10 protein-coding genes are annotated in these 12,910 nt (G+C 30.0%); 4 read left to right on the plus strand and 6 right to left on the minus strand.

What is annotated here, in order from left to right; translation table 11 throughout:
• Positions 1 to 237: 237 nt before the first annotated feature.
• From ACN0WY_RS10845 to ACN0WY_RS10860, 4 genes are all read right to left on the minus strand, one after another.
• Positions 238 to 1,743: a lipopolysaccharide biosynthesis protein gene (locus ACN0WY_RS10845; RefSeq protein ID WP_417800362.1), complete on the minus strand. Its 1,506-nt coding sequence runs from the start codon at positions 1,741 to 1,743 to the stop codon at positions 238 to 240.
• Positions 1,744 to 1,948: 205 nt separating this feature from the next.
• Positions 1,949 to 3,205 (minus strand): glycosyltransferase, encoded by a 1,257-nt coding sequence (locus ACN0WY_RS10850; RefSeq protein WP_417800363.1) that lies wholly within the window; start codon positions 3,203 to 3,205, stop codon positions 1,949 to 1,951.
• Positions 3,202 to 4,389, minus strand: a complete 1,188-nt coding sequence (locus ACN0WY_RS10855; RefSeq protein ID WP_417800364.1) for a glycosyltransferase family 4 protein — start codon at positions 4,387 to 4,389, stop codon at positions 3,202 to 3,204. Before ACN0WY_RS10855 ends, ACN0WY_RS10850 begins: the two co-directional genes overlap by 4 nt.
• Complete coding sequence (locus tag ACN0WY_RS10860; protein WP_417800365.1) at positions 4,386 to 4,913, minus strand: methyltransferase; 528 nt, start codon at positions 4,911 to 4,913, stop codon at positions 4,386 to 4,388. The genes ACN0WY_RS10855 and ACN0WY_RS10860 overlap by 4 nt, the downstream gene beginning before the upstream one ends.
• A gap of 311 nt (positions 4,914 to 5,224) precedes the next feature.
• Between ACN0WY_RS10860 and ACN0WY_RS10865 the strand changes: the two genes are divergently transcribed.
• On the plus strand, positions 5,225 to 6,913 hold the full coding sequence (locus tag ACN0WY_RS10865) for a helix-turn-helix domain-containing protein (protein ID WP_417800366.1): 1,689 nt from the start codon (positions 5,225 to 5,227) through the stop codon (positions 6,911 to 6,913).
• Here ACN0WY_RS10865 and ACN0WY_RS10870 read toward each other — a convergent pair.
• Together ACN0WY_RS10870 and ACN0WY_RS10875 are read right to left on the minus strand one after the other, a co-directional pair.
• Entirely contained in the window at positions 6,910 to 9,303 is a 2,394-nt protein-coding gene (locus ACN0WY_RS10870; protein WP_417800367.1) for a YfhO family protein, read from the minus strand. The genes ACN0WY_RS10865 and ACN0WY_RS10870 overlap by 4 nt on opposite strands.
• Positions 9,304 to 9,305: 2 nt before the next feature.
• A complete protein-coding gene (locus ACN0WY_RS10875; protein ID WP_330487151.1) occupies positions 9,306 to 9,587 on the minus strand; it encodes a DUF4834 family protein in 282 nt (93 codons plus the stop codon).
• 139 nt (positions 9,588 to 9,726) lie between these two features.
• Here ACN0WY_RS10875 and ACN0WY_RS10880 point away from each other — a divergent pair, with 139 nt between their 5' ends.
• The 3 genes from ACN0WY_RS10880 to ACN0WY_RS10890 are packed head-to-tail and all read left to right on the plus strand — an operon-like array spanning position 9,727 to position 12,905.
• On the plus strand, positions 9,727 to 11,058 hold the full coding sequence (locus tag ACN0WY_RS10880) for a transporter (RefSeq protein ID WP_417800368.1): 1,332 nt from the start codon (positions 9,727 to 9,729) through the stop codon (positions 11,056 to 11,058).
• A gap of 18 nt (positions 11,059 to 11,076) precedes the next feature.
• Positions 11,077 to 12,195, plus strand: coding sequence for a GTP cyclohydrolase (locus tag ACN0WY_RS10885; RefSeq protein ID WP_330487153.1), 1,119 nt, complete (start codon positions 11,077 to 11,079; stop codon positions 12,193 to 12,195).
• Positions 12,195 to 12,905 carry a 16S rRNA (uracil(1498)-N(3))-methyltransferase gene (locus ACN0WY_RS10890; protein WP_417800369.1) on the plus strand — a complete coding sequence of 237 codons (711 nt, stop codon included), beginning with the start codon at positions 12,195 to 12,197 and terminating at the stop codon, positions 12,903 to 12,905. The genes ACN0WY_RS10885 and ACN0WY_RS10890 overlap by 1 nt, the downstream gene beginning before the upstream one ends.
• The last annotated feature ends 5 nt before the right edge of the window (positions 12,906 to 12,910 follow it).

A 12,910-nucleotide genomic window follows, 5' to 3' on the forward strand; every position in this document is an offset into this window, starting at 1 on the left:
GGATTCCAGATGTTGATAAACTAATTACACAGCGACACATAGCATCCTATTTAAATATTTCTCCTGTGCAACTTAGTAGAATTAAAAAAAAACTAAATAATCTATAATTTTAAGGATATAAAAGAAGGGTGTTTACTTATTTTTTATATATTTGTCGGCGAAGCATTTCCCCCTTTTTAATGTTTCATTCCCCCTTATTATTAAGAAAAGACTTGTTCCCTTTGTGTGCAGGTCTTTTTATTTTATAAACCTTTTTACCAAGTTATTTATCTGTTCTGAAATAGATAACTTTACTACTACAAAAACATAAACTACAATAATTAATACACTTTTTAAAATAATATTTATTATTGGGTGAATTGGAAAATCAAAAAGATAAAGCTCAGGTATGGAGAAATTCCAAAAATTAAACCCCATAAACATCGTTAAGACAATAAGAATCATTAAAAATGTTTTATTTGTAAAAGGAGTCATATTAAACTTTTCTTTTACAAACCATAATTTAAAAGTGTTAGACACTATAACAGTAATTAAAGTAGCTAAAGCCAATCCTTCAGTTCCCATACCTAAAGCATTGTAAAAATAATCGTTTAAAAAGTATACTGAAAGGGCCATCCCCACTCCTACGGGTAATGTAATGCGATAAAATTTAGAATTACTAATAATAGCTCCATTGCTTCCTAAAGACATTAAAAACAATTTTGCTGATGAAATTAGCAATACAACTAATGCTCCTCCTTCTGCATAATTTTTATTAGGCATTAACTTGAATAACTCAGCTACATTGCAATTAACTAATATATAAAACAAGCCTCCGATTAATAATAAATTAATAGAGCTTTTTTTATACAAGCTTTCTGTTTCTTTTGGGTTATTTTCATTAATAGCCTTAGAAGTTAATGGTTGTAAAATTTGCCCCATTGCTCTACTCGGCGCTTCTATAAAGGTTCCTATAAACACCGCTACTGTATAATATGCTGCTTTAGCAAAACCTTCTTTACCTGGTATCATTACTTTATCTATATCTAGTATAATAGCTCCTGCACTTCCTGCTAAAATGATGTAAAAAGTATATCGTATGACTTCTTTAAAATTGTTTGGTAAACTAAATGTAAATGTTGGCGTGTACAAACGAAAAGCATATATCATCATTAACAATACTCGAAAAATGTATGCTCCTGTCATGTAGACTAAAAACTCTTCTTTGCTTATCAAATTAAAGTACACAGCAAAAAGCAAAACCATTACTGCCACTCTATTATATAATTCTTTTAAAATATTTCCAAAAACAGATTGCATTTGTACTCTAGACCAAGAATAAAACACTTCAAAATAAGCACAAGCAACTGCTATTATATAAATATAAATAGTATAGTCTTCAATAATCAAATTCTCTTTGGAACCACTCTCTACAACATAAGTCATTATCCAATTATGAAAAAAATCCCAAAAGTATCCAATTGGAATTGCTATAAATAGCGGTAGAAATATTACAGAGCTTAAAAACTTATCTTTTTCTATTTTTGAAGTATACCCGGAAAAAAACTTGATGATGGTAAAATGAACTCCAAAAGCTGTTATAGGCATGATTAAGTTTGAAGCTGAAAAAACATAAGTCGCCAATCCGTAATATTCATCTCCTAAAAATCTCGTATACAACACCAAAGTGTTAATACCCCCTATTAAAAAACCTAAATAGATTATTAACGTGTTTCTGAACGATTGTTTAAATACAATTCCCAATTTTTTCTTTTGTTAATTTTAAATAGTAATGATATCCTTTTCGACTACATTGTTACACTTACGCTGCATTTTAAAACTCATCTGCATATATTCAAACAAGTGTTCTCCAGTATTTTCTCAAATTATCATTACACTTATTTTATAATTATAGTAGTTAAATCTTCTTATACCTAGCACTCAATTTACAGTACCTACTTATTTCAAATTACGAGTTAATCATTTGTTTAAGTAGGCTTGCTAATTGCGACGTTAATTCTCTTCTATGGTATTGTTTAATATTATTAGAAATTGTAGTGAGTTTTTTGGTTTTATACTCAATATACAACTTTTTTATTTCTTCCTTCATTTTTTCTTTATCACCAAAATCAATAATAGTTCCAGAGTTTGTTTTTGTTAATATCTCTGCTAAATCACCATCTTCAGGCCCCACTGCTAAGATAGGACGTTTTGCTTTTAAATATTCAAAAACTTTGCCTGTTATTATCCCTTTTGCTCCTCTAGTCTTTGGTATTAACAACAATAAAACTTGTGCGCTTCTTTGCAGTTTTACCGACTCACTATGAGACACATAACCAACTAATTTTAAATTCTCTTCTAATTGATTTTTTTTTATGCAAGAAATTGCTTCATTACATATACTACCTACCAATACAATTTCTAAATCGTTTTTAAACTGTTGCTCTTCATCTTTTAATTCTCTTAATACTTCCCATAACGAGTCTGAATTACTTTGCTTAGGCAGTAATCCTATGTATGAAATTGAAAATTTTTCACTTAACAAAACTTCGTCTTCAACAAACTCATCATCATATCCGTTTGTTATAACTTTTACAGGCTTATTCGTTTTTAAAGATAGCTCTTGTTTTAAAAAATTACTAACTGTTACTATAGTATCGGCATTAGTTAAAACTTCTAATTCTAATTTTTTGTTTTTTTTTCTTGAATACTTATTCAACTTAAAATCGTTTAAGTAGTATAAATTCGTCCAAGGGTCTCTAAAATCTGCTACCCACTTTAAAGCAAACTTCTTTTTTAATTCATTAGCTATTAAATGTACACTATGAGGAGGCCCTGTTGATATTACGATATCAACATCATTATTTTTAAGATAGTTGGTTAAGTATTTTACCGATGGTTTTACCCATAAAATTTTAGAGTCTGGGATAAAGAAGTTTCCACGAATCCAAGATAAAACACCTCCTGAACTCACATTAGCGTCTCCTCCTTTTTTTTTCTTTACTCGCGTAAATTTCTGTACATCTAAAAAGGACTGTGAAATTACTTCAACTCCTTTTGTTTCAGTAATCAATTCATCATCTATAACTGAATAATCTACATTTCTTGGAACAAACACAATTGGTGTAATTCCATGATAGGGTAGATACTTCACAAATTTTAACCATCGTTGTACTCCTGACCCCCCTGCTGGTGGCCAATAATATGTAATAATTAGGGCCTTCAATTTAAGCTATTGTATAGATTGATTAATTCTTTTGAAGTTTTATCCCATGTAAACTCATTTCTAACAAAAGCTTTCCCATTCTTCCCCAGTCTTTCTCTTAACTCTTCTTCTTTGTACAGAAGTAAAACTTTCTTAGCAAAATCCGCTGCATTTTTTTCTTCGTGTACCAATCCTGCTTTTACTTTTTCTATTAATTTCTTCTGCGCTGTTGCATTACTTACCAATAAAGGTTTTCCTAAACTCATATATTGGAATAATTTATTTGCATAGGCCACATCATGTTGAACATTTCTATTAAGAGGAGAAATACAAATATCACTTGTTTCAATATATGATGGAAATAATGATACATCTTGCCAACCTTCAAAATCAACATTTTCTTCCAACTTCAATTCTTTAACTTTAGCTTTTAAAATAGTATCAGTTGTATTTTTACCTACAATTACTAGCTTTATGTTTGCTATTTTGTCTTTAATTTCTTTAACTCCTTCAATAGCAGTTAGCAATCCCCGCCTAGTATGTGTGTCTCCTAAATATAATATCACAAACTTGTGATCATACTTTTTCTTAATTCTTTCACTGACGGCATATTTTTCATAGAATGTTTTTCTAATTGTATTAGGCACCAAAACTATTTTATCTTCAGAGACTTTTATTCTGCTTTTCAACTCATTTACAAACTCTTGAGAAACTGTTATTACTTTATCTGACTGTTTAACAAACGCCTCTTCTTTTTTCTTCCATCTTTTTAGTGAGATAATATATTTACCAGGAAATTTTTGCATATGTGGGTAAAACTTCATTACTTCTGGCATATTATCATGTAAATCTAAAACAATTGGTAATCGAAATTTTTTATTTGCAAAAAAAACCGCTTCCGCAATTCTAATATCATGAATATGTATCGCTTCAATGGCATTTCGGCGTAAAAAATTGACTACTTTTCTTTTCATTATTAAAGAATAAAAAGGAAGTGTGTAAGCTAATGCAGATAATTTATACTCTAGCTTATTTGATTGATATCTCTTTACCTTTATCTCATTAATAAGTTCTTCTGAAGATTCGTTTCCGTAGGTCAAACAAAATAAAAAAACCTCATGACCTGATTTTATTAACTCTATCGCTTCATTTTCAACACGTGGATCAGGTGGAAAGTTCTTATCCAAAATCATCCCTATCCTCATTTCTCTATACTTTTTTCTGCATACACAGCGTAGTATCTAGGTGTATATGTTCTTAAAACAGGTCTAAATCCTATTTTTCTAACCGGGCTAGTCCACTTTTCTCTATCAATAATTTTCCAACCTGATTTTTCTAACAACCAATCATATTGCCAATCTTCAAACTCGTGATAGTGTCTATCCCACATATCTGTTTTACTTCTGTAAGCACTTTTAAACCACAACCTTAAAGGAATAGTGGTGATGATTTTTGAAGTGTTTATTTCTCTCAACACATTAAAAGGAGCGATTAAATGCTCTAAAATTTCAAAAGCTGTTACAGCATCAACATTATAATCTTTAACTATTTGAGGCAATAAATCTAAGTCTTCTCCATTGGTATTATATACCGTATAACCGTGTTGTTCCATGATTTCAGAGAACGAATTACGGACTCCTAAATCTAATATGGTTGCTGGGGCAGGAAGGTGCTTCTGTAAAAATTCAAGGGTATGTTTAAATCTTTTTTGAGGTAGTTTAGAATACATGAACATTATTTTAACAACAAATGTATTACTATTTTATCATTTCAAACAACAATGCCTTAAATTGAATTGCGTAAATATTCTAGAATAAAAAAAAGCGAAAGTTACCTTTCGCTCTAAACCTTTTAATTTTCCATAGCAATTCGCACTTAACTATAAGTGCATTTTTTGTACAACAAACATACCATTGTTCTCTCCATAAAAAAAGCATTATACTCCGTATTTTATAAAAAGCATTAACAAAAATGTTATCTTTGGTTTCTAAAAATTACTTTTTGTAAAAAGCATAGATTCCCATTTTGACTTTTATATAAATGACCAAGTACTTACTTTTTATATCTATTATCTTTTCTTTTTCAAAGAAAGTTGTTTCGCAAACAACGTATTTGGATTCTATCCATGCAAGTAAAATTTATTATTATAAAAACTTAAATAATGATAGCTTATTTTATTATGCTAAAAGGTTAAGTGAATCAAATAATATCTGTAAAAAATTAGAAGGGGCTAACAGTGTGGCATATAGTTATTACAGGTTGCGAAATTTTGAAAAATCAGAAAAAACTGCTATTCAAGTAATTAAACTAATAGATTCTTTAAACACAAAAGAAAATACCGCCTGCCTTTTAGAAAAAAAAATAGTCTCCCTAAATAGACTTTTTTGGATTAGAAAGAATCAGGAAAACTATAACGATGCTTATCGGTATTTAACATTAATGCAAAGTACCAATGAAAAAATATCAAAGATATCGGGCAGACACCTTAGGTATAAACTTACTATTAAATCTGCTAAAGCAATTGTAAATAGAGCTTTAAAAATGGAGTTGGCAGCAAAGAATATTCTTCTCAGTGCTTATAATGACTCTAAGCAAGAAGTTTATAAAACCCTAAATGACAATCCATTATTCTTAGAACAAAAAGCAAATATTATTAATAGTTTAGGGAATATTTATATGGATTTAAGTATCAAGAACAACAATCCTATTTTTATAGATTCTGCTTCTTTTTATTATGACAAAGCTTTTGAAGTAACTAAACTTTTCAACCCTCCTCATGAAGACTCTGAAATTATTTATAATTTTAGAAAAACTGAAGTATTAATTGCTAGAAAAGATTTTTCAAAAGCAATTAATTTAGTTAACAATTACAAAAACATAAGTAATGGTTCTCCTTATCTCGATAGAGAGTATTTTCAAAAGGCTATTTGTTTTCACAACTTACAAGAGTCTGATTCTGCCATTTATTATTCAAACAAGCTTATAAAAAATTATAAAAATTGTGAAACAAGTAAACTCATTACTATATACGATATACTTTCTAAAGAGTACAACAACATTAATAAATTAGATAGTGCCTACAAATACTCTAAACTTACATTAGATCAATACAATTTGGCAAAAAAAACTAAGGATGAAACCTTTAATCTTTTTTACAATAACAACTTTCAACAAGCGCAAGAACTCAATAAAACTATCGAAAAAAGAGAAGCTAAAAAACACCGCAATCTTATAGTCTCTTTTATCATTTTACTACTAACTTTTTTCATTATTACTTTTTACCTCATTAGAAAAGAAAAAGAAAAGAAAAAAGAACTTATTCTAATAATGAGTAAGAACAAACCCGTAGAAACAGAAAAAAAAGAATACAATATAGATGAGGCTTTAGAAGCTAAAATTCTTGACGAGTTTACCCACATAACCAAAAATTTAGATTTTTTAAAATCTAATTTTTCAATTAATTATATTGCTGATAAACTAGATACTAATACTACCTATATTTCTTTTGTTTTTAACAAGCATCATGAAGAATCTTTCAAACAGTATTGTACAAGGCTTAAAATTAATTACGTGGTGGAAAAGTTAAAAACAGATAAAAATTTTAGAAAATACTCTATACAAGCCATCGCTGAAGAAATAGGTTATACCAATGCTTCTGCTTTTACAAGGGCATTTAAAAAACACATTGGTATAACTCCTTCTATTTTTTTAAAAAATATCGAAAACTAATCTTTCTTCCTGTTTATTACCAACCAACCTATAGGTATTATAAGTAATAAAGCATAACAAAATAATGATAATAAACGTCCTTTTTTAATTACTCTAGGCTCATATTTAAAAGTAATCGTATGCTTTCCTTCGGGAACTTCCATCCCTCTTAAAACATAGTCTACTCTATAATATGGTACACTTTCTCCATCAATATAAGCATTCCATCCATCTTTATAATAGATTTCAGAAAACACCGCAAATTGATTTGAGCTTGTTTTTGCTTCGTATATCAATTCAGTAACATCTTTCTTCACAAGATTAATGGTAGCAATTGAATCTTTTTGAAATACATCAGTTTTTACATTAAACTCGCTTGAGTTTATAACCGCTTCTGATTTGGTATTCAAACTATCTAATGCTATGATTTCTTCATTTGCAGAAGTTACTTTTTTCAACGAATTTACAAACCATGCATTTCCATTCGCTGCCGGGTTTTCTTGGAACTTCTCATTACTAACAATAAAATACTTCGTATTTAACATATTGAGTACTTCCATGTTATTTTTTACTATTTGATAATCAAATAATTCTTGATAACGTTTCATTTTGGCAGCATGGTACCCTCCTATCGAATTGTGGAAGTAAGAAGTTCTACCATCTTGCATAGGACTTACGCTAAAATTAACAACTCTGTAATGTCCTTTATCTTTTAAAATTTCTGTATCAGCCTTTGTTGCTGTAAATGGTTTTTGCACTCTTCTAGCTGAAGTAAAATCTTCCTTATTAACATAATTCGCATCTATTGAGACTAAATCAAAAATTATCAATCCTCCCAGTACAATTAACACAGGTACTTGCTTCAGTTTTCCTTTCAAATAAAACCACAACATTCCTGCAACAGCTAAAACCAGTAAAAGAGAACGTAAACTATCGTTAAATAACATTGATTTTCTATCTGCAATTAAAGCATCGATCAATTCTGGAAGTTGCTGATATTGTGCATCACGTAATCCTTCAAAGGCAAACAAACTAGATCCAAACAATAAGAACAATAAAGAAATCCCTCCTACTATATAAAAAGCTTTCTTTACTGCATTTTCTTTTTCTTCGGAAGAATTCTCAGAAGAGAAAAATTCTTTTAATCCTAGAATTCCTAACAAAGGAACACATAATTCTGCAATTACTTGAATAGACGAAACTGCTCTAAATTTGTTGTATAGAGGCACATAGTCAATAAAGAAATCAGTTATTATAAAGAAGTTTTTACCCCAACTTAATACGATAGAAAAAATGGTAGCCGCAACCAACCAATATTTTAATCGTCCTTTTACTAAGAAAATTCCTAAAAAGAATAAGAAAAAAACTATTGCGCCTATATAAGCTGGCGCTTCAACAATAGGTTGCTTTCCCCAATAGGTTAATACTTGACTAGAATAGTCTTTTGCTACACTTTTACCTGCATTTTGTTCTAAAACTTGATAAAAATTAGAGTTCTCTCCTAACTCTTCAACTGTTCCTCCTCCCATAAAACGAGGAATCATCAAATTAAACGTCTCGGCTATTCCGTAGCTATATTCAGTTATATATTCTTTATCCAACCCAGTAGACTTCTCTTTTGGAGTTCCATCAGGTTTTATTGTCAGTTCAGATTTTCCTCTCGTACTATAATCAGCATATTCCTTCATTGCCAACAATCGAGTAGAGTTAGCTCCAATACCAATTAACATTGCTGCAACCAAAATAGCCGATTGTTTAAAAAACACAGGTAATGTCCTCGATTTGAAAGCTTCAACACCTTCAAGAATTGCCAAAATCAACAAACAAAATCCTAAATAATAAGTCATTTGCGGATGATTTGAATAAATTTCTAAAGCCATTGCCAAGGCCGTTAGAATAAATCCGAGTACATATCGTTTTCTAAATATATAAATTACTCCTGCAATCACCATTGGCATGTAGCCTATAGCATGCGCTTTCGCATTGTGTCCTGCTCCAAAAATAATTATCAGATAGGTAGAAAACCCAAAGGACAAACTTCCCAAAACCGCTAGCTTCCAATCTACTTTTAAGGCAGTTAATAATAGGAAAAAACTTAAAAAATATAAGAAAAGATAATCTGCAGGTCTAGGTAAAAAGCGAACAACTTTATCAATATAACGCACAAAGTCATTCGGATAATAAGCACTTACCTGATATGCTGGCATTCCACTAAAAGCATTATCTAGCCAATAAGGCTCTTCTCCTTTTTCAGCTCTATATTCTTTTACATCCTTAGACATTCCTATAAACTGGGTAATGTCACTTTGTTTAAGTTGTTTTCCGCTTAAAATCGGATTAAAATACAATACAGATGCTATTGCAAAAACAATAATTGCTATTGCAAATGGTAAAAATTTCTTTAAGTTCATGCTTAGTCTATTTCTTCATAGTCAACGTACTCGCCAACAGAATTATTACTTTCTTTTGATTTATTTGGCTTCTTATCAATAACAGTTTTCCCTACTTCAACATCGGTTGCTTGTTGTTGGTTTCTATACTGTTGCTCCGCTTTCTTTTGTACTTTGTCTACTGCTTTCTTTATTAAATAAGGTGCAAAAAGTTTTGCTAAAAACTTTATAACGTAATAAACTAACAGAATAATTAATATGGTCTTTATAAAATTCACAGGTCCAGCTTCATTTAAATATGTCATCTTTATCTTAAAATAAAAAAATCAATCAAAAATAACAATTTGAAGCAAAAGGAAGCGTTAAGAGTTTACAAAACTTATATTATATAGGTAATTGTATTTTTACGTATGTTTGTACAACCAGAAAATTTGGATTTATTATATGATTAAGAAACTTCTTATCTTTTTTGTTTTTTGCTCTATTTTAACTGTAAACGCGCAATATACACCTGTTATAAATTCGAATAAACCAGGTTTTTCTGAGAGTCCTTATAGTGTTGGTTCGGGTGTTTATCAATTTGAAACAAATGTTTTTTACAGAAAAATGAATGCTACACCAACTTTTAGCAATCCCGAAGCCTTAGGATTAAACTTGTTTTTTAGAACCAGCTTTATTTCTGAAAAATTAGAAGTAAACTTTAATACTTCTTTACAAAGAGACAAAATAGCATTTAAAAATATTTTTGAATCATCCTATAATAAAACTGGGTTAAGTCAATTTAGCCTAGGAGCAAAATATATGATATACGCTCCAAAATATGACGATAAAAGTAAAGAAATAAGAAGTTGGAAAGAAAGGCATTCTTTTGACTGGAAAAGATGGATACCTCACATTGGTGTCTCAGCCGGTATAAATATTGGTAGCTTTTTAACCGATTACCATGAAAGAGGTGGCTTTAGCCCTAAAGTTGGTATTTTATTACAAAATGAATTTTCAGATAAGTTAAATGTTATCACCAACCTTCATTATGATTATATTGGAACTGATTTTTCTCAATTTTCTTACATCGTAACTGGTACCTATAACTTTAATGATTATTGGTCTGGTTTTGCTGAAATACAAGGTGTTTTTGAAGAGTACGAGCGAAAAACTAACATAGGTGCAGGTGCCGCCTATCTTTTTAGTGAAAATTTACAGTTTAATGCTTCTTTAAGAGCAAACTTACAGCAAGATGAAATTGGTATCTATAGTTCTTTAGGAGTGTCGTACAGACTTAATAGACATAAAGACGATTTTGTTGAAATAGATGAATTTGGAAACAAGATTGAAGAAGAAAAGCCTGTAAAATACGACGAGAATAGAAATTTCTTTGGTCGAATGTTTAGTAAAGTAGGAAAACTATTTTCTAAAAAAGAAAAAAGAAAAGTTGATTTAGATAATGGCTCAGGTGATAGTGAGCTTTTAAACGAAAAGCCTAAGAGAACGCGTCAAGGGTCTTTAGTTGATATGATTGTTAAAGAAGATAAGAAACAAAAGAAAAAAACAGCTAAAGAAGAAAGAAAGGCTGCTAAAAAAGCGAAGAAAAAAGCCGAAAAAGAAGCGAAACGCAAAGAGAAAGAGCGTTTAAAACTTGAAAAGCAACTAAAAAAGGAAGAAGAAAAAGAAGCGAAACGTAAAGAAAAAGAGCGTTTAAAACTTGAAAAAGAAATCAAAAAACTAGAAGAAGATATTCAAAAAGAAGAACAAAAAGAGAAAGAAAAGGAGGACAATTAAAAGTCTTAAATTTACAAAATGATTCAACTTAAAGAAATAACTACCAAAAAGGGAATGAAACAATTTGTTAAGTTTCCTTTTTCTCTTTATAAAAACAATAAATATTGGGTTCCTCCTATTATTAATGATGAAATTGAAAGCTTTGACAAACATAAAAACCCAGTTTTTGAATATGCCAATGCTCGTTTTTTCTTAGCTCTAAGGGAGCATAAAATAGTTGGTAGAATTGTTGCCATTATTAACTCTTATGAAGTAGAAAAACAGCAGATAAAAAAAATACGATTTGGTTGGTTTGATGTTATTGACGATATAGAAGTGTCCAAAGTCTTATTGAATAAAGTTGCAGAAATAGGTCGTGAAAACAACCTTGAATACATGGAAGGCCCTGTCGGTTTTAACAACTTAGACAAAACAGGAGTGCTTATTGAAGGATTTGACCACATTGGTACGATGATTACTTGGTACAATCATCCGTATTATGCTAAGCATCTAGAACAATTAGGGTTTACAAAAGAAAAAGAATATATTGAAAGTATATTTTCTTTCAGTAATGTAGATATAAAAAAATACGGAAAGGCAAGTAATATAATTCAAAGAAGGTACAACTTAAGTCCCTTGAACTTTACTTCTACAAACAAAATCATGCCTTATGTAGACGAAATGTTTAACTTGTTCAGTAAAACTTATTCGAAGCTATCAACTTATGTTCCTATTTCAAATGCTCAAATAGCTTATTTTAAAAAGAAATATATCAGTTTTATAAATCCGGAATATATAAAGTTTGTTGTTGATGAAAATCATAAACTAGTAGCCTTTGCTATAGTTATGCCTTCTTTTTCTGAAGCTTTACAAAAAGCAAAAGGAAAACTTTTTCCTTTCGGGATTTTCCACTTATTAAAGGCAAGAAAAAACGCTAAAGATGTTACTTTTTACCTAATTGGTGTTGATCCAGAATACCAAAACAAAGGAGTTACAGCCATTATTTTTGAGCAATTTCACTCTATATTTTTTGCTAAAGGAATTCAAAACTGTATTAGGACGCCAGAACTTGAAGACAACCATGCAATTCATCAAATTTGGAAAGATTTTGACCCAAAAATTCACAAAAGAAGAAGAACTTACAAACTCGATTTATAATGCAACTTTTTTATAATCCAGATTTATTAACTACTTCAAAAGAAATTACTTTCAGCAAGGATGAGAGTCGTCATATAATTCGTGTTTTACGAAAAAGAGAAGGGGATATTTTACATATTACTAACGGAAAAGGAATTCTTTTTTCTGCTGAGATACTTATAGGAAATGACAAAAAGTGTATTGCTAAGATTCTGAAGTCTGAAGAAAAGCCTCGTACGAGAGATTATTATTTGCATGTAGCCATAGCCCCTACAAAAAACAATGATCGCTTAGAATGGTTTTTAGAAAAAGCTACAGAAATAGGCATTGATGAAATAACGCCTATTATTTGTAAAAATGCTGAAAGAAAAGTTGTAAAGGTCGATCGTTTACAGAAAATAATTCAATCTGCTATGAAACAATCTCTTCAGTTTACACTCCCCAAACTTAACGAACCGATAAGTTTTTCTGATTTTATAGATAATGATTTTTCAGAAGAAATTTTCATTGCACATTGCGAAGAACACTCTGAAAAAAAGTTTTTAAAAAACATCGCTTCTCCTAAATCTAAATATACAATTCTTATTGGTCCTGAAGGAGACTTTTCTTTCGATGAAATTCAACAATCTTTGCATAAAAAATTTGTTCCAATTTCTTTAGGCACTAATAGGCTCAGAACCGAGACAGCTGGGTTATATGTAGTACAAAGTATCGCTTATTTACATCAATAGTTCAT

Origin of the sequence: Tenacibaculum sp. (genome assembly GCF_048269885.1) — a bacterium.
GTDB lineage: Bacteria > Bacteroidota > Bacteroidia > Flavobacteriales > Flavobacteriaceae > Polaribacter.

Coding starts and splice junctions, on each gene's coding strand:
- ACN0WY_RS10870 (WP_417800367.1), bottom strand. CDS start 9,303: ATGAACTTAAAGAAATTTTTACCATTTGCAATAGCAATTATTGTTTTT.
- ACN0WY_RS10880 (WP_417800368.1), top strand. CDS start 9,727: ATGATTAAGAAACTTCTTATCTTTTTTGTTTTTTGCTCTATTTTAACT.
- ACN0WY_RS10875 (WP_330487151.1), bottom strand. CDS start 9,587: ATGACATATTTAAATGAAGCTGGACCTGTGAATTTTATAAAGACCATA.
- ACN0WY_RS10885 (WP_330487153.1), top strand. CDS start 11,077: ATGATTCAACTTAAAGAAATAACTACCAAAAAGGGAATGAAACAATTT.
- ACN0WY_RS10855 (WP_417800364.1), bottom strand. CDS start 4,389: ATGAGGATAGGGATGATTTTGGATAAGAACTTTCCACCTGATCCACGT.
- ACN0WY_RS10860 (WP_417800365.1), bottom strand. CDS start 4,913: ATGTATTCTAAACTACCTCAAAAAAGATTTAAACATACCCTTGAATTT.
- ACN0WY_RS10865 (WP_417800366.1), top strand. CDS start 5,225: ATGACCAAGTACTTACTTTTTATATCTATTATCTTTTCTTTTTCAAAG.
- ACN0WY_RS10890 (WP_417800369.1), top strand. CDS start 12,195: ATGCAACTTTTTTATAATCCAGATTTATTAACTACTTCAAAAGAAATT.